The sequence below is a fragment of the Curtobacterium sp. AB451 genome, from assembly GCF_050585845.1.
Lineage (GTDB): Bacteria > Actinomycetota > Actinomycetes > Actinomycetales > Microbacteriaceae > Curtobacterium.
On sequence record NZ_JBOBQG010000003.1, the window covers coordinates 278,630 to 302,678 of the forward strand.

A 24,049-nucleotide genomic window follows, 5' to 3' on the forward strand; every position below is an offset into this window, starting at 1 on the left:
CAGCTGGCACCGCGCCTCCCGTCTCGGAACGTCTCGCGACCGCGATCAGGCCCCTTCGAGCTCCTCGGGGACGCTCGCCTCGGTGCCGGGGATCCCGAGGTCCGACGCGCGCTTGTCGGCCATCGCGAGCAGGCGGCGGATGCGGCCGGCGATGGCGTCCTTCGTCATCGGCGGCTCGGCGTGCTGGCCGAGCTCGTCGAGCGACGCGTCGCGGTGCTCCAGACGGAGCGAGCCGGCGTACTTGAGGTGGTCCGGGACCTCGTCGCCGAGGATCTCGAGCGCACGCTCGACCCGGGCGCAGGCGGCGACGGCGGCCTGCGCCGAGCGGCGGAGGTTCGCGTCGTCGAAGTTGACGAGCCGGTTGGCGGTCGCGCGGACCTCGCGGCGCTGGCGCATCTCCTCCCAGTCGGCGGTGGTGCGCGCGGCACCCATCACGGTCAGCATCTGGCCGATGGCCTCGCCGTCGCGGATGACGACGCGGTGCACGCCCCGGACCTCGCGCCCCTTGGCGGCGATGCCGAGCCGCGACGCGGCGCCGACGAGCGCCATCGCGGCCTCGTTGCCCGGGCACGTGACCTCGAGCGCGGCCGCCCGACCGGGGTCGGTCAGCGTGCCGGCGGCGAGGAACGCCCCGCGCCAGATCGCGGCGAGGTCCTCACGGTTGCCCGTGGTGAGGCGGTTCGGCAGCCCGCGGACCGGACGGCGACGGGCGTCCATGAGCCCCGTCTGCCGGGCGAGGGTCTCCCCCGCCTCGAGCACGCGCACGAGGTACCGGGTGCCACGACGGGCGGACGCGGACGACCCCACCGACGCCTCGCTCCGCACGCCGTACAGCTCGGCGAGGTCCTTGCGCACACGGTGCACGATGATCCGGGTGTCGAGTTCGACCTCGACCGCGATCCTGCCCGAGATGACGTGCAGGCCACCCGCGAACCGCAGGATGGTCGCGAGTTCGGCGGCGCGGACCGTGTTCCGGTTCACGACGACCCGGGCCAGTTCGTCCTTGACCTCGGCAGTCAACGGCACAGCATCATTCCTAACGTTTCTTCTGGTGGGGTCCGCGTGCCCGGCGCACGTCGTGTGGAGCGGCCGGAGGGACGGTCACTCTCGGCCGAGGTCTCGGTTCTTCACACGCACGGCGACGTCGGGCATCCCGCGGAGGAGGTTCGCCAGCTCGGCGACGATGGCGACCGAGCGGTGCTTGCCGCCGGTACAGCCGATGGCGATCGTAGCGTGTCTTTTGTTCTCGCGCTGGTACCCCTCGAACACCGGCTCGAGGACGTCGGCGTAGCGCTCGACGAACGAGCGGGCTCCGGGCTGCGCCAGGACGTAGTCGGAGACGGGTCGGTCGAGGCCCGTGTGCGGGCGGAGTTCCGGGACCCAGTACGGGTTCGGGAGGAACCGGACGTCGGCCACCATGTCGGCGTCCGCGGGCAGTCCGTACTTGAACCCGAAGCTCATCAGCGTCACCTGCACGCCGGTGAAGTGGTCCTCGGCGAACTGCTCGGTCACGGCGTTCGCGAGTTGGTGGATGTTCAGGTCGGACGTGTCGATGACGAGGTCCGACGCCTCGCGCAGTGCCGCGAGCCGACTGCGTTCGCGGCCGATGCCGTCGAGGAGCGTGTCCTCGCCCTGGAGCGGGTGGGGTCGCCGGACCTGCTCGAACCGCCGCACCAGGACGGCGTCGGTGGCCTCGAGGAAGAGCACCCGGACCCGCGCCGACGCACTCTTGCGCACCTGTTCTACGGCCTGCTCGGGGTCGGTGAAGAACCGCCCGCCGCGGACGTCGACCACCGTGGCGATCTTCGGGATCTTCTCGCCGGCGCGGTCCGCGAGCTCGGTGAGCGGCGCGAGCATCTGCGTCGGGAGGTTGTCGACCACGTACCAGCCGAGGTCTTCGAGCGCCTTCCCCACCGTCGAACGACCGGCCCCGGACATGCCGGTGACGATGAGGATGTCGTGCTGCTGCGGCGATCGGGTCGGCGCTGGGTCGCTGTCGGTCATCTGGGAGTGGGCTCCGTCGTGGCGGCCCGGGCGCGTCGCCCGGGGAGGTCTCGGCTGCGGGACAAGGGTACCGCCCGGACGGGGGGCTCGGGGTGCGTCATCCGGTCGGGTGCGGTCGGTGCGGTGCGGTGCGATGCGTGCGGTGCGTGCGATCGGTGCGGTCCGTGCCGTCGGACCGGTCGGTGCGGTGCGTGGCGTTGGTCGGGCCCGACCGGTCCGTCCGGTGCGTGCGTCGTCCGTCCGGGAGGCGCGGTGCGCCTCATGCGGGCAGGTGCGGGCCGTCGTCGGTCGCTTCGGGCAGGCGCGCCGTGCCGGGGGCGCTCGGCGCGTCCGCCATGGCGTCTCCGTCCACTCCGTCCGGTGCGCTCGTCGCCGGCGCGCTCGTCGGCGACCCAGCGCCCGCTGCTTCCGGCGCGCTCGTGGGGGTCTGGGCGAGTTTGCTGACCACGGCCGCCGCCGTCGCCGGGCCGACGCCGTTCACCTCGCCGATCTCCTCCGCCGTGGCCTCACGGAGCCGCGCCACCGAGCCGAAGTGCTTCAGCAGGGCGTTCACGCGGGTGGGCCCGAGGCCGGGGATCTCGGACAGCCGCGACCGGACGTCCCGCTTGCGACGGGTCCGCTGGTGCGTGATCGCGAAGCGGTGCGCCTCGTCACGGATCCGTTGGATGAGGAACAGCGCCTCGGAGTTGCGGGGCAGGATCACCGGGAAGTCGTCGTCCGGCAGCCAGAGCTCCTCGAGCCGCTTCGCGATCCCCACGAGGGCGATGTCCCGCACGCCGGCCTCGTCCATCGCGCGCTTCGCCGCCTGCACCTGCGGTTGCCCGCCGTCGACGATCAACAGCTGCGGCCGGTACGCGAAGCGCTTGGTCGGCTTCGAGCCCTCGATCAGCTCGTCGCTCGTGACGTCGGGCACGTCCGGCAGTTCGGCGTCCTCGTCGAGGCGCGCGAGTCGCCGGGTCAGCACCTGGTACATGCTGTCGGTGTCGTCCGTGGTCTCGGCGATCGTGTACCGGCGGTACTGGTCCTTGCGTGGCAGGCCGTCCTCGAACACGACCATCGACGCGACGACGTTCGTCCCCTGCAGGTGCGAGATGTCGTAGCACTCCATCCGGAGCGGTGCCTCGGTCATCCCGAGGGCGTCCTGGATGTCCGCCAGCGCCGCCGACCGGGTCGTGTAGTCGGCCGACCGCTTGGTCTTGTAGAGCATCAGCGCCTGCGCCGCGTTCTGCGCCGCCGTCCGGGCGAGCCCGGCACGGTCGCCACGCTGGGCGGTGCTGAGCTTCGTCCCACGGCCACCGCGGCGCTCACTGAGCCACTGTTGCAGCGCGTCGGCGTCCTCGGGCAGCTCGGGCACGACCACCTCGCGCGGAGGCTCGTCGCCCGTCGCGTACTGCCCCTGCACGATCTGCTCGATGAGGTCGCCGGTCGAGATGTCGAGCTCCTTGTCGACCACCCATCCGCGCACACCGCGGATGCGCCCACCGCGGACCGAGAACAGCTGCACGGCCGCGGCGAGCTCGTCCTCGGAGATGCCGAACAGGTCGAGGTCGACCGAGTCGCGGAGCACGACCGCGGACTTCTCGAGCACTGCCTCGAGCGCGCCGACCTGGTCGCGGAACTTCGCCGCCTGCTCGTACTGCATCGCGTCGGCCGATGCGGCCATGCGCTGCCGGAGCTGGGTGATGACACGTCGGTCGTAGCTCGCCATGAAGCGGACGAACTCCTCGACCATCGCACGGTGCTCGGCGATCGTGACCTTCTGCGAGCACGGACCGCCGCACTTGCCGATCTGACCAGGGAAGCACGGCTTGCCGGTCTGCATCGCCTTCTTGTAGGACGAGTCCGAGCAGGTGCGGATCGGGAACACCTTGATCATCAGGTCGATCGTGTCGTGCACGGCCCAGATCTTCGGGTACGGCCCGAAGTACTTCGCGCCCTTGATCTTCCGGTTCCGGGTGACCATCACCCGCGGTGACTCCTCACCGAGGGTGATCGCCATGTACGGGTAGGACTTGTCGTCACGGAACTTGACGTTGAACGGCGGATCGAACTCCTTGATCCACGTGTACTCGAGCTGCAGCGCCTCGATCTCGGAGCCGACGGTGGTCCACTCGACGCTGCGTGCCGTGAGCACCATCCGCCGGGTGCGCTCGTGCAGCGTCGGCAGTGGGGCGAAGTAGTTGCTCAGCCGGGCACGGAGGTTCTTCGCCTTGCCGACGTAGAGCACCCGACCCGCTTCGTCACGCCAGCGGTAGACGCCCGGATCGGTCGGGATCTCCCCCGCCTTCGGTCGCCAGGAGACGGTGTCCGCCACCTACCGCGCACCCGCCTTCTGCTTCGCCTTCGGACGCTTCTGCGTCGCGGTCCGGGCGCCGACGGCCTGCTCCTTGCCGACCCGGGCGTCCTGTGCGTCGAAGATCTCCTTGAGGAACACGCCGGTGTGGCTCTCGGGCACGTTCGCCACGTGCTCCGGCGTCCCGGTCGCGAGGACCGTGCCACCGCCCGAACCGCCTTCCGGCCCCATGTCGATGAGCCAGTCGGCCGACTTGATGACGTCGAGGTTGTGCTCGATCGTGATGACGGTGTTGCCCTTGTCGACGAGGCTCTGCAGCACGAGCAGGAGCTTCCGGACGTCCTCGAAGTGCAGACCGGTGGTCGGTTCGTCGAGCACGTAGACGGTGCGGCCGTTCGAGCGTCGCTGGAGCTCGGTCGCGAGCTTCACACGCTGCGCCTCACCGCCGGACAGGGTCGTCGCACTCTGGCCGAGGCGCACGTACCCGAGCCCGACGTCGACCAGCGTCGCCATGTACCGGTGGATGGCGGAGATCGGCTCGAAGAACTCGGCCGCCTCGCTGATCGGCATGTCGAGGACCTCGGAGATGTCCTTGCCCTTGTAGTGCACCTGCAGCGTCTCGCGGTTGTAGCGGGCACCGCCACAGACCTCGCACGCGACGTAGACGTCCGGCAGGAAGTTCATCTCGATCTTGATCGTGCCGTCCCCGGAGCAGTTCTCGCAGCGACCGCCCTTCACGTTGAAGCTGAAGCGACCGGGCTGGTAGCCACGCGCCTTCGCCTCGGGCGTCTCGGCGAAGAGCTGCCGGATGCGGTCGAAGACACCGGTGTAGGTCGCCGGGTTCGACCGCGGGGTCCGGCCGATCGGCGCCTGGTCGACGTGCACGACCTTGTCGAGCTGGTCGAGCCCCTTCACACGCGTGTGCTTCCCCGCGATGTGCCGTGCGCCATTGAGCTGGTTGGCGAGCACCTTGTAGAGGATGTCGTTGACGAGCGTCGACTTGCCGGAGCCGCTCACCCCCGTGACCGCGGTGAAGACACCGAGCGGGAAGTCCGCGTCGATCGACTTGAGGTTGTTCGCCCGCGCACCCTGCACGCTGATCGTGCGCTTCAGGTTGACCTTCCGACGCTCGGCCGGCACCTCGATGGCGCGCCGACCGGCGAGGTAGTCGCCGGTGATCGAGTCGCGGTTCTCGATGATCCCCTCGTACGAACCGGAGTGCACGACGTTGCCGCCGTTCACACCGGCACCCGGACCGATGTCGACGACCCAGTCCGCCGTGCGGATGGTGTCCTCGTCGTGCTCGACGACGATGAGCGTGTTGCCGAGGTCCTTGAGCTTGACCAGGGTGTCGATGAGTCGGCGGTTGTCGCGCTGGTGCAGCCCGATGCTCGGCTCGTCGAGGACGTAGAGCACGCCCGTCAGACCGGAGCCGATCTGGGTCGCCAGGCGGATGCGCTGTGCCTCGCCACCGGAAAGACCACCGGCCCCGCGGGAGAGCGTCAGGTAGTTCAGACCGACCTCGAGCAGGAACTCGAGCCGCGCTCGGATCTCGCGCAGGACGGCCGCGGCGATGTGCGCCTCGCGCTCGGTCAACGTGAGGCTCTCCATGAAGCCGTAGGCGTTGTCGAGCGACATGTCCGTGACGTCAGCGATGGAACGGCCGTCGACCGTCACCGCCAGGACCTCGGGCTTCAGGCGCGTGCCGTCGCACACCGGGCAGGGCACCTCGCGCAGGTAGCCCTGGAAGCGCTGCCGCTGCGAGTCGGACTCGGCCTCGGCGAACTTGCGCTCGATGTACGGCATGACGCCCTCGAACCCGCTCGTGTACCGCATCTCGCGGCCGAACCGGTTGCGCCAGGAGACCGACACCTGGAAGTCCTTGCCCGTCAGGATCGCTGCCTGCACCGACGGGTCGAGGCTGCTCCACGGGGTGTCCAGGTCGAACCCGAGGTCCTTGCCGAGGCCCGCGAGGAGCTTCTCGAAGTACGAGTAGAGCCCGCTCGTCCCGGTCCACGGCAGCAGCACGCCGTCGCGCAAGGACGCCTCGGGGTCGCCGAGGACCAGGTCCGGGTCGACCGACATCCGGGTCCCGAGGCCGGAGCACTCGGGGCACGCACCGAACGGCGCGTTGAACGAGAAGGTCCGGGGCTCGATCTCGGTGAGCGCCAGCGGGTGGTTGTTCGGGCAGGACAGGTTCTCGGAGTACGTCCGGACCGCACCGGGCCCCTCGACGTCGACGAGGTCGATCGCGACCGTACCGTCGGTCAGCCGCAGTGCGGTCTCGAGCGAGTCGGTCAGACGCCCGAGGATGTCCTCGTTGGCGACGAGACGGTCCACGATCACCGAGATGTCGTGCTTGACCTGCTTCTTGAGCTTGGGCGGGTCGCTGAGCTGGATGCGCTCCCCGTCGACGATCGCGCGGGCGTAGCCGGACGCCGCGAGCTCCTGGAAGAGGTCGACGAACTCGCCCTTCTTCTTCGAGATCACGGGCGCGAGCACCTGGAAGCGCGTCCCCGACTCGAACTCCATGAGCTGATCGGCGATCTGCTGCACGCTCTGCTTGCTGATCACCTCGCCGCACACGGGGCAGTGCGGCACGCCGATGCGCGCCCAGAGCAGGCGCATGTAGTCGTAGACCTCGGTGATGGTGCCGACGGTCGACCGCGGGTTGCGGTTCGTCGACTTCTGGTCGATCGACACCGCGGGCGAGAGCCCCTCGATGAAGTCGACGTCCGGCCGGTCGACCTGGCCGAGGAACTGCCGGGCGTAGGCGGACAGCGACTCGACGTAGCGGCGCTGCCCCTCCGCGAAGATCGTGTCGAACGCGAGCGACGACTTGCCGGATCCGGACAGGCCCGTGAACACGACGAGCGAATCGCGTGGGATCTCGAGGTCGACGTCGCGCAGGTTGTGCACGCGCGCACCACGGACGCTGAGCGTCGAGGTACTGTGCGGGGCCGTCCCGCCGGGGATGTGGAGGTCTGCGGGCTCGCCGAAGGCGTTCCGGCCCGACGTCGAGGTTCCGCGGTCAGAGGTGATGGTCATCGTCGTCGATTCTACGAAGCGGCACCGACATTCGGCTGCGATGGACGGTCAGACGAGTGCGTCGAGAGCGAACGCGACCCCCGCGGCGCGCTCGCTGGCGGCCCAGAGTCGGGCGGCCTCGGTGCGGTCGTGGGCCCGTGGCTCGGCGCGGACGACCGTCGCCGCACCCCGGAGCTGCATCCAGCCGGACGGTCCCCAGTACTCGCCGGAGCGGACGTCGTCCGCCACGGCAGCGTGCACGAGCGGGTCGGCGCCGGCGTCCTTGCCCTGTGCGTACAGGCGCTGCGCCGGACGGGTCCACGCCGGCTCGGAGCGGGACGACGCGACGTCCGGCCGCTCGGGCGAGAGCAGGTCGAGCGAGAAGCCCGGGTGCGCGACGACACTCGCCACCGAAGAGCCCGCATCCGCCAGTCGCTCGGCCAGCTCGAAGCCGAACAGCATGACCGCGAGCTTGCTCCGGCCGTACTGGCGGTAGCTCGAGTAGTGGCGCGCGCCGAGTGGATCCGTCGGGTCGAGTCGCGCCCAGCGGTGCGCGATCGAGCCGAGGTGCACCACCCGTCCGGCACGGCGTTCCAGCAGCGGGAGGGTCAGGGCCGTCCACGCGAAGTGCCCGAGGTGGTTCGTGCCCACCTGGAGCTCGGTCCCCTGCGCGGTCCGCTGCATCGTGCTCGCGCCGACCACGCCGGCGTTGTTGACGATCGCGTCGACGCCATCCGGCTGCAGGTGCGCGAGCTCGTCGGCTGCGGCGCGCACGCTGTCGAGGTCCGCCAGGTCGAGGTGCACGTGCGCGAGGTCGGCGCTGTCCACGTGTCGCCGGATGCTCCGTTCGGCGGCTGCGGCGCGCGAGCGGTCCCGGGTCGCCAGCACGACGCGGTGTCCGGCCGCGGCGAGCTGCTCGGCCGCGAAGTACCCGAGGCCGGCGCTCGCCCCCGTGACGACGACGGTCCGCGACGGCCCCGGGGCCGTCGCCCCGACGTCAGTTGACATGTCCGGCGGACTCCATCTGCCGCAGCGCCTTCTTGAGGTCCTGGACCTCGTCGCGGAGCCGCGCCGCCAACTCGAACTTCAGCTCGGCGGCGGCCTGCAGCATCTGCTCGTTGAGGTCTGCGATGGTGGCCTCGAGCTGGGTCGCCCCTTCGCCCGCGATGCCGGTCCGCTTGAGGTTCGGCGTCGGGGAGCGGCGACCGTCCGCACCTGGCCGACCCTCGAGCAGCGCCTTGGTGTCGTCGTTCTCCCGCGCCAGGATCTCGGTGATGTCGGCGATCTTCTTGCGCAGGGGCTGGGGGTCGATGCCGCGCTCGAGGTTGTACGCCACCTGCTTCTCGCGGCGGCGGTCGGTCTCCTCGATCGCGGTCTTCATCGAGTCGGTCATCTTGTCGGCGTACATCAGCACCTGACCCGACACGTTGCGGGCGGCGCGACCGATCGTCTGGATCAGCGAGGTCGACGAGCGCAGGAAGCCTTCCTTGTCGGCGTCGAGGATCGCGACGAGCGACACCTCGGGCAGGTCGAGCCCCTCGCGCAGCAGGTTGATGCCGACGAGCACGTCGTAGACGCCCTGGCGCAGCTCGGTGAGCAGTTCGACGCGCTTCAGGGTGTCCACGTCGGAGTGGAGGTACCGGACGCGGACCCCCGCGTTGCCGAGGAAGTCGGTGAGTTCCTCGGCCATGCGCTTCGTGAGCGTGGTGACCAGGACGCGCTCGTCCTTCTCGACGCGCTGCTTGATCTCCTCGAGCAGGTCGTCGATCTGGCCGTCACTCGGCTTCACGACGATCTCGGGGTCGACCAGGCCGGTCGGGCGGATGATCTGCTCGACCACGCTGTCGGTCACGCCGAGTTCGTACCGACCCGGCGTCGCCGACAGGTAGACCTTCTGGCCGGAGCGCTCGAGGAACTCCTCCCACCGGAGCGGTCGGTTGTCGAGGGCGCTCGGCAGTCGGAAGCCGTGCTCGACGAGGGTGCGCTTGCGTGACGCGTCGCCCTCGTACATCGCGCCGATCTGCGGCACGGTCACGTGCGACTCGTCGATCACGATGAGCAGGTCGTCCGGGAAGAAGTCGAGCAGGCAGTGCGGCGGCTCCCCCGCCGCGCGGCCGTCCATGTGGCGGGAGTAGTTCTCGATGCCCGAGCAGAAGCCGATCTGCTCCATCATCTCGATGTCGAACGTGGTCCGCATCCGCAGGCGCTGGGCCTCGAGCAGCTTGCCCTGGCCCTCGAGCTCGGTCAGCCGCTCGGCGAGCTCGTCCTTGATCGTGGCGATCGCGCGGTGCATGACCTCGGTGTCGGCGACGTAGTGCGACGCCGGGAAGATCGACACCGCGGGCATGTCCTCGATCACGTTGCCGGTCAGCGGGTGCAGGTACGAGAGCGCCTCGACCTCGTCCCCGAACATCTCGATGCGGATCGCGTGTTCCTCGTACATCGGGATGATCTCGAGGGTGTCGCCACGGACCCGGAAGGTGCCGCGCGCGAAGTCGACGTCGTTGCGCTGGTACTGCATCGAGACGAACTTGCGGACGAGCTGGTCGCGCGAGATCGTCTGGCCGACGTGGAGCGCGACCGAGGCGTTCATGTATTGTTCCGGCGTCCCGAGGCCGTAGATGCACGACACAGTCGACACCACGACGACGTCGCGCCGGCTGAGCAGGGAGTTGGTCGTCGAGTGTCGGAGCCGCTCGACCTCGGCGTTGACGGACGAGTCCTTCTCGATGAAGGTGTCGGTCTGCGGGACGTACGCCTCGGGCTGGTAGTAGTCGTAGTACGAGACGAAGTACTCGACCGCGTTGTTCGGCAGCAGGCTCCGGAACTCGTTCGCGAGCTGTGCCGCGAGGGTCTTGTTGTGTGCGAGCACCAGCGTCGGGCGCTGCACCTGCTCGATGAGCCAGGCGGTCGTCGCCGACTTGCCGGTACCGGTCGCACCGAGCAGCACGACGTCCGTCTCACCGGCGTTGATGCGGCCGGCGAGCTCGGCGATCGCCGCGGGCTGGTCGCCGCTCGGCGAGTACTCGCTGATGACCTCGAACGGGCGGACCGCGCGCGTGGGCTCGATTGACACTGCCATGCCGACAACGCTAGTCGGCACCCCTGACACCGGAGCCGACTGCTCGCCGTCGGCGTATCGTCCAGCCCAGGCTGGCTCAAAGACCGCTGATAGGGATCCGGCATAGCCTCCGATCCGTTCAGCAACCCGAATCGCTCTCACTCCCCTGGAGAGGCCCCATGACGACGGCGACCCCCGCCGCACCGACGAAGGGCACCCCGTTCCGCGGACGCATCCGCGGACGAGTGCTCATCCTCCTCTGCTTCATGTACGCGATCTCGTACATCGACCGCACCAACATCTCGACCGCGCTCCCGCACATCACCGAGGACTTCGGCTTCAACGAGACGACCGCCGGACTCATCGTCTCGGCGTTCGCGCTCCCCTACGCACTGCTCCAGGTGTTCGGCGGAACGATCGCCGAGAAGTTCGGACCGCGGAAGGCCCTCTTCGTCATCACCGTCGTCTGGGGCGTCGCGACCCTGTGGACCGGTTTCTCGGTCGGGTTCTGGACCCTCTTCGCCGCCCGCGCGCTCCTCGGTCTCAGCGAGGCCGCCGCGTTCCCCGCCGCCACCCAGGCGATGAGCCGGTGGATCCCCCGCGATCGCAACGGCTTCGCGCAGGGCGTCGTGCACTCGGCCGCCCGCCTCGGCAACGCGCTCGCGCCGCTCCTGGTCGCGTGGGTGATCGGTGCGACCGGCAGCTGGCGGTGGGCGTTCTTCGCGACCGCTGTGCTGAGCATCGCGTGGGCCGTCGTCTGGTTCGTCTGGTTCCGCGACAAGCCCGAGGACACCGCCGGCATCCGGCAGGTCGAACTCGACGAGCTCCCGCCCGTCGAGACCCGCGCCACGCGCCCGCCCGTCCCGTGGCGCACGCTCGCGCGCCAGATCCTGCCGGTGACCTTCGTCGACTTCGGCTACGGCTGGGTGCTCTGGGTGTTCCTCACCTGGATCCCCACCTTCCTCAGCTCCACCTACGGTCTGCCGATCAGTCAGTTCGCACTCTTCACCACGCTCGTGCTGCTCGCCGGGGTCGTCGGCGACACCGTCGGCGGCATGCTCAGCGACCGCATCATCCACCGCGGCGGCGACAGCCGGAACGCCCGCAGGATCGTCCTCGTCACCGGACTCGGAGGCTCGCTCATCTGCCTCGTCCCACTGGTCATCGGGCAGGGCCTCGTCGTCGCCACGATCTCGCTCGCGCTGTCGTTCTTCTTCCTCGAGCTCTGCAACGCCAACCTCTGGGCGATCCCGATGGACGTCGCGCCGCAGTGGTCCGGGACGGCCTCGGGGTTCATGAACACCGGGTTCGGCATCGCCGGCGTGATCTCGCCGATCGTCTTCGGCGCGCTGATCGACGCCTCGGGGTGGCAGCTCCCGTTCGCGCTGTCCTGCGCCCTCCTCGCCGCGGCGGCCGTCGTCGCCTGGTACATGAAGCCGAAGCGCCTCACGATGACGGACGGCGTCCTCGAGATCGGCGTCCCGAAGGCCGAGCAGCACACCGCCTGACCGCCGCAGGGGCGGGCCCACCCCGCCCCGCCTGGTCCCGGCCCGCCTGGTCCTGGCCTGGGCGGCCCCGCCGTGGCCAACCCCGGCAGCGCACGGTGCGCCGTCCGTCAACCCGTGCGACGTTGCACGCTCCGTGCCCCGCCACAACCCCGCACCCAGCGCGCAGCACCGCACCCGTTCACGACGCCCGCACGGTGCGGACGGGAGGCGCGGCGCCAGCCCGCCCCGTCCCCCCCGTCCGCCACCACGCTCGACGTGACGCGCGATGCCAGCCCGCCCCGCGCCTCCCGTCCGGCCAGCGCACGGTGCGCCGACCGTCAACCCGTGCGACGTTCCACGCTCCGTGCGCCACTGCAACCCCGCACCCAGCAAGCACCACCGCACCACGCCGCGGACCCAGCACGGTGCGCACGCGCACCCGCCGCCCGCAACGCCGCGCGCAACGCCGCCCGGCAGCGTCGCCGTCGAGGCCGCACTCAGCGGGTCGGACGCCTCCCGACGTCGTCCGTCTCCCCCACGAGCGCATCGTCCGGCTCCACCGGCTCCACCGGCTCCCCCGGCTGGACGGCCGAGTCGGACGCACCCGACCCGCCAGCGGCCGGAACGCCCCCTCTGGTCCCGGCCCCGCGCCGAGCACCCGCCTCCCGTCTCCGCGCCCGCGCCGCCCGCTGCCCCCGCGACGCCAGCGACGGCCGCCCGGTCAGGGGCACGCTCAGCGGCGTCCACCGGAACAGCTCCGTGACGAGGACCGACAGCACGAGCACCAGGACGTACGTGACGAGCGTCAACCACGGCTTCGGGACGACCCGCTCGAGCACGCTGTCGCCGTAGAGCAGGATCCAGATCGCGAACGGGTGACTCAGGAAGATGCCGAACGACCGGTCCGAGCCGTAGTCGACCACGCGGGCGAGCGGACTGCCGGGTCGGCGCCGATCCGCCCACCGGGCGCCGATGGCCAGGAACCCGACGAACACGGCACTGCTCCAGATCACCTGGATCGGCTGCAGCGGGGTGCCGGCGGCGTAGAGCGACTGTCCGAGGCCGACCTGCAGCGCCCAGACGCCGAGCGTGAGGGCACCGACGCCCGCGAAGCCCCAGAGGACGGCGCGGCGGTGCACCCGGATGAACCGGAGGAAGGCGTCGGCGTGGTCGGCGGCGATCGCCCCCGAGACGATGAAGAAGACGTACGAGAAGAAGAACTGCTTCTGGTAGCCCTGCATCCACGCGTCGCTGGCCGGGAAGTACTTGTACCCGGCGAAGACGACGAGCTGGACAACGAGCGTCACGACTTGGACGGCGACGTGGTGCCCGCGCGTCCGCCGCACGAGCCACGCGATCACGGGCAGCAGCAGGTACACCTGCATGGTCACGAGCAGGAAGTACAGGTGGTACCAGGAGACGCCGGTGACGATGCCCTCGGCGTAGGTGCGCACGAGGTCGGGGACGTCGCCGCGGCGGGTGGCGCTCAGGAGCCAGGACGCCGCCACGTAGACGAACGACCACGCCAGGTAGGGCACGCCGACGAGCAGGAAGCGCTTGGGCCAGAACTGCGCCATCGGCCGGGGGCGCAGCGTGTAGCTGTACACGAGGACGAAGGCCGTGAGCGAGAAGAACACGAGCCGGGTGAAGTGGAGCAGGCCGAGCAGCGCGTTCAGCGGCACGTCGTCGGCGGCGACCGTGTGGCTGGTCGTGTGCACGCCGATGACGCAGGCGAAGGTCAGGATCCGCAGGACGTCGACCTCGTAGAGGTGCCGGGGCTTCCCCTCGGCGGTGCGGGTCGGCGTCTGCACGGCGCGCGAGGACGCCGGGGCGGTGCCCCCGGACACAGCGGCAGCACGCGGCACAGAGGCACTGCCGGTCACGGCTGCTCGGCCATCGTCCGCACCTTCGCCCGCTGAACCTTCCCGGTCGGCGCCCGCGGCAGGTCGGGCACCACGACGATCTCGACCGGGCGTCGGAACCGGGTGAGCCGGGCCTCGGCGCGCGCCGTGAGGTCGGCGACCAGGGCATCGGCGTCCACGACCTCGTCCGGCTGCGGGATCACGTACGCGATCGGCACCGCGCCCAGGACGTCGTGCGGCCGCCCGACGACCACGGCCTCGAGCACGCGGTCGTCCCCGAGCAGCACGTCCTCGACCTCGGACGGGTAGACCTTCTCGCCCCCACGGTTGATGACGTCGTCGGAGCGTCCGGCGAGCGAGACCCAGCCGTCCGCCGAGACCGAGCCCACGTCTCCCGTGCTCAGCCAGCCGTCCGCGTCGAACCGTTCGGCCGCGCGCCCGAAGAGGTACCGGCGCACGATGCCCGCGCCGCGGATCCAGAGGGCACCGACCTCGTCGGCGGGCAGCACGGAGCCGTCCTCGCCCCGGACCTGCACCTCGGACCCGACGGGCACACCGACGGTCCCGACCCGCGCCGGAGCGTCGAGCGGGGTCGCGGTGATCTGCGACGCCCCCTCGGTCATCCCCCAGCTGACGACGAGCGGCACGTCCCCGAGCGCCTGCCGCACCGGGTCCGGCAGCGGTGCGGAGGCACTCCGGACGAACCGGAGCCCCGCGGGGAAGTCGAGCGGACCGGTCTTCGCGAGGACGGCGAGGATCGCGGGCACCGCGTTGAGCCACGTGATCCGACGCTCGGCGAGGAGCTCCCAGAACCCGGTCCGGCGGAACCGTCGATCGACCACCAGGGTCGCACCGGCGACGAGGGTGGCGAGCAGCCCCACGACCTCGGCGTTGACGTGGAAGAGCGGGAGCGAGTTGAACCCACGGTCCTCGGGGGTGAGCCGGTTGTGCCGCGCCACCGCGCGGGCGACGAACAGCAGCTGCGACTCGGGCAGCTCGACGCCCTTCGGGGTCCCGGTGGAGCCGGAGGTGAAGAGCACGACCGACCCCTCGCCGGGTGCGTCCGGACTGACCGTCGGCAGGTCGCCGTCGCGCACGCCGGCCGGGAGGAACGTGGCCGCGTCGATCCCGCTCGCGGGCGCGCCCGGGATGGTCGCGTCCACGGCACGGTCGGTCACCACGATTGAGGCGCCGCCGATCAGGTCGGCGAGACGGCCCGGTTCCGTGGTCGGCTGCCCGGTGTCGACGGGGATCGCCCGACGCCCGGTCGCGAGGGCGGCGAGGTGCACGACGGCGAAGGAGAGCGGGTCGCCGAGGTCGACGAGAACCGCTCCGGACGGTGCGACCCCGATCGCGTCGAACGTCGAGGACCACGCGGACACCGCGTCGTCGAGCGCACGGTAGGTCAGGACGCGGTCGCTGCGCGCGTCCTCGAGGTAGTTGCGCTCGGCGTCCTGCTCCGCCCGGGAACGGATGGTCGAGCGCAGGTCGGGTCCTTCACCTGCTTGCTGCACGGACTCAGAGTATTGCGGGATCCTATGACGGGTCCGAAGGGAACCGGTGGAGCAGCCACTGCCACAGCCCCTCCATCCGCGGGAGCCCGTCCGGACCGATCGGCGTCGAGTCCTTGATCGTCCGCGAGTGGCTCTCGCCCGGCGAACCGACCTGGATGTCCGTGAGGATCGCGTGGGGGTCTTGGCCGGCACCCGGGGGTGCGGTGTCGGTCCGGAACGGCCCGGTGTCGCCGTCGAGGCCGAGCACCTTCCACGACCCGCGGATCCGGGGCCCGAACACGTCGCGGACGTCGTCGATCGCGTACATCCGGTCGACCGGCGTCCTGCCGGGGCGGTCCATCCAGGCCGCGTGTTCGCTCCCGAGCGACTCCACGGGCGACGAGAACATCAGCGCTCCTCGGACCGAGCGGATGTGCGCGATGTACGCCGCTTCGCCGCCGCCCTGCGAGTGCCCGGCTACGACGATGTCCTCCCACGCGATGTCGGAGTCACCCTGCACGAAGCGCCCCCACCCGCCCTCGGGGTCGTGGTCGTCGAGGTACGCGATCGCGTCGCGGAACCGGGAGACGATCGACCCGGACGGCTCCACCGAACTGAACCGGGACGGACGGGTGCCGTCGAACCGGTTGCGCTGCACCGTGCCGTAGCAGCTCGGGTCCGCCTCGCAGGTCCCCGACAGGGTCTTGCCGAGGTTCCAGTAGTCGAGGCCGAGCACGTGGTAGCCGTCGCGCAGCGCCGTGGACAGGAACAGCTGGTAGTCGGCGGGACGGGCTCGGGTCGCCGGCAGGAAGAGCAGCAGCGGGCCACCCGAGTCGGTCCGTGCCGCGAAGTCGTCACGGTTCGGCTCGAGCCGCTGCCCGTTGATGGTGCCGAGTCGGAAGCGGTGGAACTCCCCCGCCGGACCGTGCTCGTCACCGCGTGGTCGATCGGCTGCGGCGACCCGGCCGTGCTCGGCCACGCGTTCCCCGCCGAGGACGTTCGCCGCGACGAGCGACGCGGCACCGATGACGACGAGGACGACGGCGGCGATGACGAGGAGCAGCCGGTGCTTCATCGGCCGATACGGTCCCAGACCGCGTCGGCGGAGCGGAGCGTGTCCGCGAGGCTCCCCGTGGCGTCCACCACGTGGTCGGCGAGTGCCAGCCGCTCGGCGTCGCTCGCCTGCGCGGCCACTCGGCGCTCGGCCTCGTCCCGGGGCATCCCGCGGTGCTCCACGAGGCGCTCGATGCGCTGGGCCGCGGGGGCGTCGACCACGACGACGGCGTCGAACCGCAGCGGCCGGCTTCCCCGGGCCTCGGCGAGGAGGGGCACGTCGTAGACCACGACGGCGTCGGGGTCCGCGCGCTCGGCAGCGTCGAAGGCCGCCTGGGCGAGACGCCACACCTCGGGGTGGGTGATCCCCTCGAGGTCCTTCCGCGCTGCGGCGTCGGCGAACACGATCGCGCCGAGCGCCGGCCGGTCGAGCGACCCGTCGGCCGCGATCACGCCGGGGCCGAACCGCTCGGCGACCTGCGCGAGGCCGGGACTGCCGGGGGCGACGGCGTCCCGGGCGAGCCGGTCGGCGTCGACGACGACCGCACCGTGCTCGGCCCACCGTCCGGAGACGGTCGACTTGCCCGCGGCGATGCCGCCCGTGAGACCGATGATGCGCACAGCGACAGGGTACCGACCCACGCCGCACGAACGGCCGGAAGCCCGGCACCCCTTCTCAGGGATGCCGGGCTTCCGGTGCGGGAGCGCTGCTCGATCAGTTGGTCGAGCTGAGCTTCTCGCGGAGCGCTGCGAGCGACGCGTCGTCGGCCAGGGTTCCCTGACCGTTCGACTCGGTCGCGAACGTCGACGACGACGACGAAGCGGTCGCCGGGAGGTCGAAGCCACCCTGCGCCTCGTCGGCGATGGTCTTCGCGACCTGCGCCTTGTGGGCTTCCCAACGCGCCTGGGCGGCGGCGTACTGCCCCTCCCACTCGGTGCGCTGGGTGTCGTAGCCCTCGAGCCACTCGTTCGTCTCCGGGTCGAAGCCGTCCGGGTACTTGTAGTCGCCCTTGTCGTCGTACTCGGTCGGCATGCCGTAGAGCGCCGGGTCGAACTCGGTGCCCTCGGGGTCCACGCCCTCGTTCGCCTGCTTGAGGCTGAGCGAGATGCGGCGACGGTCGAGGTCGATGTCGATGATCTTGACGAAGACCTCGTCGTTGACCGAGACGACCTGCTCGGCGAGCTCGACGTGCTTGTTCGAGAGCTCCGAGATGTGCACGAGGCCCTCGATGCCGTCGGCAACGCGGACGAAGGCACCGAACGGCACGAGCTTCGTGACCTTGCCCGGCGCGATCTGACCGATCGCGTGGGTGCGGGCGAAGACCTGCCACGGGTCTTCCTGCGTGGCCTTGAGCGAGAGCGACACGCGCTCGCGGTCCAGGTCCACCTCGAGGATCTCGACGGTGACTTCCTGACCGACCTCGACGACCTCGCTGGCGTGCTCGATGTGCTTCCAGCTGAGCTCGGAGACGTGGACGAGACCGTCGACGCCGCCGAGGTCGACGAACGCACCGAAGTTGACGATCGACGACACGATGCCCTTGCGGACCTGGCCCTTGTGGAGGTTGTTGAGGAACGTGGTCCGGGACTCGGACTGCGTCTGCTCGAGCAGCGCGCGGCGCGAGAGGACGACGTTGTTCCGGTTCTTGTCGAGCTCGAGGATCTTCGCCTCGAGCTCCTGGCCGAGGTACGGCGTCAGGTCGCGGACGCGACGCAGCTCGATGAGCGAGGCCGGGAGGAAGCCGCGGAGACCGATGTCGACGATCAGGCCGCCCTTGACGACCTCGATGACCGTACCGGTCACGACGCCGTCGGACTCCTTGATCTTCTCGACGTCGCCCCAGGCGCGCTCGTACTGCGCACGCTTCTTCGACAGGATGAGGCGACCTTCCTTGTCCTCCTTCTGGAGAACCAGGGCCTCGACCTCGTCGCCGACCTCGACGACCTCGTTGGGGTCGACGTCGTGCTTGATGGAGAGCTCGCGCGAGGGGATGACACCCTCGGTCTTGTAACCGACGTCGAGGAGGACCTCGTCGCGGTCGATCTTCACGACGGTGCCGGAGATGAGGTCTCCGTCGTTGAAGAACTTCAGGGTCTTCTCGACCTCGGCCAGGAAGTCATCAGCCGAGCCGATGTCGTTGATGGCGACCTGCTTGGGAGCCTTGGTCGTGGTGGTTGTCATGTAGAGATTGCTCCGAACGGACATGAGTCGGGCCAGACGGCGAGGGAGCGACCCCCTGGTCCGAACCGGATGCCGGTTCGAGCCGTCCTGGCGATGTGTTTGATGAGCGCGGATTGCGCCGCACAAGTCTAACCGCAGCGGGCGAGCGCCCACAACCGGGCGTGTCGGTTCGTGACGACGCCCGGCGGATCAGTCGAGCAGGGCACTCCGGAGCGTGTCGAGCCCGATGCTGCCGAGCGCGAGCGCGCGGTGGTGGAACGCCTTCAGGTCGAAGGCGGCACCCTCGCGGGCCGCCACCTCGTCGCGGATCGACTCCCAGACGCGCTGCCCGACCTTGTACGAGGGCGCCTGCCCGGGCCACCCGAAGTATCGGGCGACCTCGAACTGGACGAACTCGTCGGACATGTTCACGTTCTGCCGCATGAAGTCGAGCGCGTACTCCCACGTCCACGCCCCGCCGTCGGGGTTCGTCTTCTGCAGGTGGACGCCGATGTCGAGCACCACACGAGCCGCACGCATCCGCTGCCCGTCGAGCATGCCGAGCCGGTCGCCGTCGTCGTCCAGGAAGCCGAGCTGCTCCATGAGGCGCTCGGCGTAGAGCGCCCAGCCCTCGACGTGTCCGGACGACCCGGAGAGCTGCCGGCGCCAGGTGTTCAGCTCACCGCGGTTGTAGACGCCCTGGCTGATCTGCAGGTGGTGACCGGGGACGCCCTCGTGGTAGACCGTCGTCTTCTCGCGCCAGGTGCCGAACTCGGTGACGCCCTGCGGCACGGACCACCACATGCGGCCGGCGCGCGAGAAGTCGTCGGACGGGCCGGTGTAGTAGATCCCACCCTCCTGCGTCGGCGCGATCCGGCACTCGAGGCGCTTGATCGGGTCGGCGATGTCGAAGTACCTGCCGTCCATCGCACGGATCGACTCGTCACTGGTCTCCTGCATCCACCGCTGCAGGGCGTCGGTGCCGTGCAGCACGCGGGCGGGGTCGGCGTCGAGTACCTCGATCGCGCGGGCGACGCTCGCACCGGACTCGATGCGGTCGGCGATGCGCTCCTGCTCCGCACGCATCCGGGCGAGCTCCTCGATGCCCCACTGGTACGTCTCGTCCAGGTCGACGACCGCGCCCAGGAAGCGTCGGGAGTGCAGCTCGTACGCCTCGCGACCGACGGCGTCCACGGGCGTCGCGAGCGGCATGAGCTCGTGCTCGAGGAACTGCCCGAACGACCGGTAGGCGGCCGCGGCGACCTCGGCCCCGCGGGCCAGCTCGGCACGGAGCGCCTCGGGCACGGACCCGCCGTCGTCGAACGCGGCACCGTCGACGAGCTGTCGGAAGACACCGTCCTCGGCGCCGGTGCGGGTGGCCTGTTCGGCGATGAGCGCCACCTGGCGGCGCGCCGGCGTCACGTCCTCACGCGTGCCCTCGAGCAGGGTCTCGCGGATGCCCTCGATCGCGTCGGGGAGGGCGTGCAGACGGCTCGCGATGTCCTGCCAGTCGGACTCGGTCGCGGTCGGCATGAGGTCGAGGACGTCGCGCACCGACTGCGCCGGGCTGGCGATGACGTTGAGGTCGCGGAGGTGCAGCTTCCGGTCGAAGGACTCCTGGACGAGGTCCAGCTCGGCGCCGAGGTCCGTCTTCGTCACCCGGTCGACGGCGTCCACCGCGTCGGCAGCGTCCAGCGCGCGCTTCGCCGCACGCGCCGCGTCCGCCAGGGCCGCAGCACCGGCGAGCGACGTGTCGCCGTACTCCCCCGTCCGCCCCGGCACTCCGATGTACGTGGCGACGGTCGGGTCGAGGTCGACGAGGGTGGTCACCCAGTCCTCGGCGACCCGGTCGACGGCAGAGGGCTGGCGGACGGGACGGTCATCGGTCATGTCCTCGACCCTATCCACGTCCGCGCACGACGTGGAACCCGTGGGACGGGAGGCGCGGTGCGAGCCCGCACCGTCCCTCCGGGCACGGCCGCCACGCCGTCGGCGCGTCGCGCCGGTACCGGCTGGTGGGGCCCAGCTCGCGGGCCGACAGGCGGTCGCGCGTCAGTGCGCCGCCGCCTCCCAGTTCGGGCCGACGCCGACGGACACGTCCAGCGGGACGCTGAGCTCGGCCGCACCGCCCATGCGGGCGCGGAGGATGTCCTCGACCCGCTCCTGCTCGCCGGGAGCGACCTCGAGGATGAGCTCGTCGTGCACCTGCAGGAGCAGGTGGGAGTCCAGCCCGCCGTCGCGGAGGTCGGCGGCCACGCCGAGCATCGCGATCTTCATGATGTCGGCCGCCGATCCCTGGATCGGCGCGTTCAGGGCGGCGCGCTCGGCGTTCTCGCGGAGGACGCGGTTCGGGCTCTTCAGGTCCGGGAACGGACGACGACGGCCGAAGATCGTCTCGGTGTAGCCGTCCTCGCGCGCCTGCTCGACGACGCCGCGCAGGTAGTCGCGGACCGAGCCGAACCGGGCGAAGTACTCGTTCATGAGCGTGCGCGCCTCGGACTGCTCGATGCGGAGCTGCTTCGACAGACCGAACGGGCTGAGGCCGTACGCGAGGCCGTAGGACATCGCCTTGACCTTCGTGCGCATCTCGGGCGTGACGTCGGCGGGTTCGACCGAGAACACCCGGGCGCCGACGAAACGGTGCAGGTCCTCGCCCTCGTTGAAGGCCTGGATCAGCCCCGGGTCACCGGACAGGTGCGCCATGATGCGCATCTCGATCTGCGAGTAGTCGGCGGTGATGAGCGTCGTGTAGGGCTCGGCGACGGCGAACGCCGAGCGCACGCGACGCCCGACCGCGGTCTTCACCGGGATGTTCTGCAGGTTCGGGTCGGTCGACGAGATCCGGCCGGTGCTGCTGCCGGTCTGCTCGTACCGGGTGTGGATGCGACCGTCGACGACCGCGGCGTCCAGCGTGTCGACGATCTGACGGAGCTTCGTGGCGTCACGGTGCTGCAGCAGCAGGCCGAGGAACGGGTGCGGGTGCTGCTCCTGCAGGTCGGTGAGGCTGGCGGCGTCGGTCGAGAACCCGGTCTTGGTCTTGCGGGTCTTCGGCATCGCGAGCTCGGTGAAGAGCACTTCCTGCAGCTGCTTGGGCGACCCGAGGTTCACCTCGTGCCCGATCTCGGCGAAGGCCTGCTGCGCGAGTTCGGCCGCGCGCTCCCCGAGGTCGTGCGAGAGCCCGGTCAGCACGGGACGGTCGATCGCGACGCCGGTGGTCTCCATGCCGGCGAGGACCGGCACGAGCGGGAGCTCGATGTCGTCGAGGACCCGCAGCGACGACTCGTCGAGGCGGGCACGCAGCGCCGTCGTGACCCGCAGCACGAACCACGCGTGCACGCCGACGTTCACCGGGTCGGTCTCGGGGACGAGCTGGTTCGGGTCGGCCGTCGGCAGCTCTTCGCCGAGCTCCTGGTAGACGAGGTCGGCGAGCGGCTGTCCCTGCTTGCCCGGCTGTGCGAGCCACCCGATCAGGCGGGCGTCCCCGGCGATGCCGTTCACCTCGAACCCGGCCGTGGCCAGCGCCTTGATCGCGGTCTTGGCGTCGTGGAAGTGCTTCGGGGCGTCGGACGCGAACCACGCTGAGAGCTGCTCGTAGTCCTTCGCGCCGCTGCCGCCCGGGACGAGGACCGCGTCGTCGTGCGTCGCGATGCCGATGGCGCTGAGGCGTCCGTCGATGACCTCGACGGCGACGCCGTAGCCGTTCGCCGCCTCGGCCGCGTTGCGACGCTCGAGCCAGTAGCCGAGTTCCTCGTCGATGAGGGTCTTGACGGACGGCGGCGTCGGCGCCCCGCTGTCGACCGACCCCGCGGTCTCGGTGGCGTCGGACGGCTCGCCGGTGCCCGCGACCTTGAACACGCGGTCGAGCAACGTGCGGAACTGCAGCTTGGCGAAGAGCTCGCGCACCGCGGTCTCGTCGAGGGGCCGCAGCGCGACGTCGGCCGGGCCCACCGGGAGCTCGACGTCGTTGACGAGACGGTTCAGCTTGCGGTTGCGGATCGCGCGGTCCCGCTGCTCGCGGAGGTTGTTGCCGACGACGCCCTTGATCTCGTCGGCGTGCTCGAGCACCCCGTCGAGCGAACCGTACTGCGTGATCCACTTGACGGCGGTCTTCTCGCCGACCTTGTCGATGCCGATGAGGTTGTCGCTGGTCTCCCCCACGAGCGCGGCGATGTCGGGGTACTGGTGCGGCTCGATGCCGTAGCGCTCGTAGACCTTGTCGCGGTCGTAGCGGGTGAGCTCGGAGACGCCGCGGACGGACGGGTACAGCAGCGTGACGTCGTCGTTCACGAGCTGGATGGAGTCGCGGTCGCCGGACACCACGTACACCTGGTAGCCCTGCTCGGCGCCCTGGCGGGCGAAGGTGGCGAGGATGTCGTCGGCCTCGTAGTCCTCCTTCGTCACGGTCGTGATGCCCATCGCCTCGAGCGCCTGCTGCAGCAGCGGGATCTGCCCCTTGAACTCGGCCGGGGTCTCGGAACGGGTGCCCTTGTAGTCCTCGTACTCGCGGGTGCGGAACGAGAACCGCGAGATGTCGAACGCGACCGCGAGGTGGGTCGGCTTCTCCCGCTGGAGCAGCATCAGCAGCATCGAGATGAAGCCGTGGATGGCGTTCGTGTGCTGCCCGTCGCGGTTCACGAAGCTGTCGACCGGCAGCGCGTAGAAGGCCCGAAAGGCGAGCGAGTGGCCGTCGATGACCATGAGGGTAGGCTTTGCGGAGTCCGACACCCGGACAGCCTACCGACGCCATCCGACACGGGAGTCCGCCAGCGTGACCGACGAAGCCACCTCCACGAAGGGCGTCGACGGACGGCTCGCCGACCGCGGCATGGGCGAGCTCGCCGAGAAGATGGGCATGGTCATCACGGAGCTCTCCGCCGAGCGCGCCGTGGGGACGCTCCCGGTCGAGGGCAACCGGCAGCCGGTCGGGCTGCTGCACGGCGGCGCGTACGTCGTGCTCGCCGAGAGCCTCGGGTCGATGGCCGCGAACGTGCACGCCGGTCCCGGCCGGTACGCCGTCGGCATCGAGCTGAACGCCTCGCACTCCCGGAGCGCCACGAGCGGCCTGGTGACCGGCACCTGCACGGCGCTGCACCTGGGGAACACGCTCACCACGCACGAGATCGTCCTCACCGACGACCAGGGGCGGCGCTGCTCCACCGTGCGCATCACCAACATGATCCGCGAAGCCCGCTGATCCCGGCGGGCGTCACGAAGGAGTGACCCGTGCCCGCCACCGACTGGAGGATCGAACTGATCCTCGTCCCCGTCAGCGACGTCGACCGATCCCGCGCGTTCTACGAACGGATCGGCTTCTCGATCGACCACGACCAGCGCGTCTCCGACGAGCTCCGCTTCGTGCAGGCCACCCCGCCCGGGTCGGCCTGCTCCATCGCGTTCGGCGAGGGCATCATGTCGCCGGACGTCGTCCCGGGTTCGCTCAAGTCGATCCAGGTCGTCGTGCCGGACGCCGACGAGGCGCTCGCGCACCTGCAGGGGCTCGGCGTCGACGCGATCGGCGTGGACGAGCTGGCCTGGGGTCGCTTCGTCTTCTTCACCGACCCCGACCGGAACGCCTGGACCCTGCAGGAGCTGCCGTCGCGCGGCTGAC

16 protein-coding genes are annotated in these 24,049 nt (G+C 70.5%); 3 read left to right on the top strand and 13 right to left on the bottom strand.

All coding sequences use genetic code 11. The annotated features are described in order from the left end of the window. Window positions 1-45: 45 nt before the first annotated feature. From whiA to uvrB, 6 genes are all read right to left on the bottom strand, one after another. Window positions 46-1,026, bottom strand: a complete 981-nt coding sequence (whiA, locus tag ACQXVK_RS08340) for a DNA-binding protein WhiA (RefSeq protein WP_022908389.1) — start codon at window positions 1,024-1,026, stop codon at window positions 46-48. A 75-nt stretch (window positions 1,027-1,101) separates the two neighbouring features. Continuing rightward, window positions 1,102-2,004 (bottom strand): RNase adapter RapZ, encoded by a 903-nt coding sequence (gene rapZ, locus ACQXVK_RS08345; RefSeq protein WP_402263109.1) that lies wholly within the window; start codon window positions 2,002-2,004, stop codon window positions 1,102-1,104. Window positions 2,005-2,263: 259 nt separating this feature from the next. After that, window positions 2,264-4,318: an excinuclease ABC subunit UvrC gene (gene uvrC / locus ACQXVK_RS08350; protein ID WP_430853257.1), complete on the bottom strand. Its 2,055-nt coding sequence runs from the start codon at window positions 4,316-4,318 to the stop codon at window positions 2,264-2,266. Next, entirely contained in the window at window positions 4,319-7,345 is a 3,027-nt protein-coding gene (gene uvrA / locus ACQXVK_RS08355) for an excinuclease ABC subunit UvrA (protein ID WP_402263115.1), read from the bottom strand. Between the two features lie 48 nt (window positions 7,346-7,393). Continuing rightward, the gene (locus ACQXVK_RS08360; protein ID WP_430853258.1) at window positions 7,394-8,332 is read right to left on the bottom strand and encodes an SDR family NAD(P)-dependent oxidoreductase; all 939 of its coding nucleotides are present in this window, start codon (window positions 8,330-8,332) and stop codon (window positions 7,394-7,396) included. Next, window positions 8,322-10,394, bottom strand: coding sequence for an excinuclease ABC subunit UvrB (gene uvrB, locus ACQXVK_RS08365; RefSeq protein ID WP_430853439.1), 2,073 nt, complete (start codon window positions 10,392-10,394; stop codon window positions 8,322-8,324). Before uvrB ends, ACQXVK_RS08360 begins: the two co-directional genes overlap by 11 nt. A 170-nt stretch (window positions 10,395-10,564) precedes the next feature. Here uvrB and ACQXVK_RS08370 point away from each other — a divergent pair, with 170 nt between their 5' ends. Beyond that, complete coding sequence (locus ACQXVK_RS08370) at window positions 10,565-11,893, top strand: MFS transporter (RefSeq protein ID WP_416393391.1); 1,329 nt, start codon at window positions 10,565-10,567, stop codon at window positions 11,891-11,893. Window positions 11,894-12,369: 476 nt separating this feature from the next. Here the strand turns inward: ACQXVK_RS08370 and ACQXVK_RS08375 are convergent, their stop codons facing one another. From ACQXVK_RS08375 to polA, 7 genes are all read right to left on the bottom strand, one after another. After that, complete coding sequence (locus tag ACQXVK_RS08375) at window positions 12,370-13,719, bottom strand: acyltransferase (protein WP_430853259.1); 1,350 nt, start codon at window positions 13,717-13,719, stop codon at window positions 12,370-12,372. Between the two features lie 32 nt (window positions 13,720-13,751). Continuing rightward, the gene (locus tag ACQXVK_RS08380; RefSeq protein ID WP_430853260.1) at window positions 13,752-15,248 is read right to left on the bottom strand and encodes a class I adenylate-forming enzyme family protein; all 1,497 of its coding nucleotides are present in this window, start codon (window positions 15,246-15,248) and stop codon (window positions 13,752-13,754) included. Between the two features lie 22 nt (window positions 15,249-15,270). Then, the gene (locus tag ACQXVK_RS08385; protein ID WP_416393388.1) at window positions 15,271-16,302 is read right to left on the bottom strand and encodes a BPSS1187 family protein; all 1,032 of its coding nucleotides are present in this window, start codon (window positions 16,300-16,302) and stop codon (window positions 15,271-15,273) included. Further along, window positions 16,299-16,901 (bottom strand): dephospho-CoA kinase, encoded by a 603-nt coding sequence (coaE, locus tag ACQXVK_RS08390; protein WP_416393387.1) that lies wholly within the window; start codon window positions 16,899-16,901, stop codon window positions 16,299-16,301. Before coaE ends, ACQXVK_RS08385 begins: the two co-directional genes overlap by 4 nt. Window positions 16,902-16,995: 94 nt before the next feature. Further along, the gene (rpsA, locus tag ACQXVK_RS08395) at window positions 16,996-18,462 is read right to left on the bottom strand and encodes a 30S ribosomal protein S1 (RefSeq protein WP_022905568.1); all 1,467 of its coding nucleotides are present in this window, start codon (window positions 18,460-18,462) and stop codon (window positions 16,996-16,998) included. Window positions 18,463-18,651: 189 nt separating this feature from the next. Beyond that, a complete protein-coding gene (locus tag ACQXVK_RS08400) occupies window positions 18,652-20,331 on the bottom strand; it encodes a DUF885 domain-containing protein (protein ID WP_430853261.1) in 1,680 nt (559 codons plus the stop codon). A 162-nt stretch (window positions 20,332-20,493) separates the two neighbouring features. Then, entirely contained in the window at window positions 20,494-23,166 is a 2,673-nt protein-coding gene (gene polA / locus ACQXVK_RS08405; protein ID WP_430853262.1) for a DNA polymerase I, read from the bottom strand. 100 nt (window positions 23,167-23,266) lie between these two features. Here polA and ACQXVK_RS08410 point away from each other — a divergent pair, with 100 nt between their 5' ends. Both ACQXVK_RS08410 and ACQXVK_RS08415 read left to right on the top strand, forming a co-directional pair. Then, window positions 23,267-23,635, top strand: a complete 369-nt coding sequence (locus ACQXVK_RS08410) for a PaaI family thioesterase (protein ID WP_430853440.1) — start codon at window positions 23,267-23,269, stop codon at window positions 23,633-23,635. Window positions 23,636-23,664: 29 nt separating this feature from the next. Further along, window positions 23,665-24,048: a VOC family protein gene (locus ACQXVK_RS08415; RefSeq protein ID WP_022905564.1), complete on the top strand. Its 384-nt coding sequence runs from the start codon at window positions 23,665-23,667 to the stop codon at window positions 24,046-24,048. Window position 24,049: the final 1 nt, after the last annotated feature.

Excerpts from the sequence above, each read along its gene's own strand:
- rapZ (WP_402263109.1), bottom strand. The coding sequence starts at position 2,004 with ATGACCGACAGCGACCCAGCGCCGACCCGATCGCCGCAGCAGCACGAC.
- uvrA (WP_402263115.1), bottom strand. The coding sequence starts at position 7,345 with ATGACCATCACCTCTGACCGCGGAACCTCGACGTCGGGCCGGAACGCC.
- ACQXVK_RS08360 (WP_430853258.1), bottom strand. The coding sequence starts at position 8,332 with ATGTCAACTGACGTCGGGGCGACGGCCCCGGGGCCGTCGCGGACCGTC.
- ACQXVK_RS08370 (WP_416393391.1), top strand. The coding sequence starts at position 10,565 with ATGACGACGGCGACCCCCGCCGCACCGACGAAGGGCACCCCGTTCCGC.
- ACQXVK_RS08385 (WP_416393388.1), bottom strand. The coding sequence starts at position 16,302 with ATGAAGCACCGGCTGCTCCTCGTCATCGCCGCCGTCGTCCTCGTCGTC.
- rpsA (WP_022905568.1), bottom strand. The coding sequence starts at position 18,462 with ATGACAACCACCACGACCAAGGCTCCCAAGCAGGTCGCCATCAACGAC.
- ACQXVK_RS08400 (WP_430853261.1), bottom strand. The coding sequence starts at position 20,331 with ATGACCGATGACCGTCCCGTCCGCCAGCCCTCTGCCGTCGACCGGGTC.
- ACQXVK_RS08410 (WP_430853440.1), top strand. The coding sequence starts at position 23,267 with ATGGGCGAGCTCGCCGAGAAGATGGGCATGGTCATCACGGAGCTCTCC.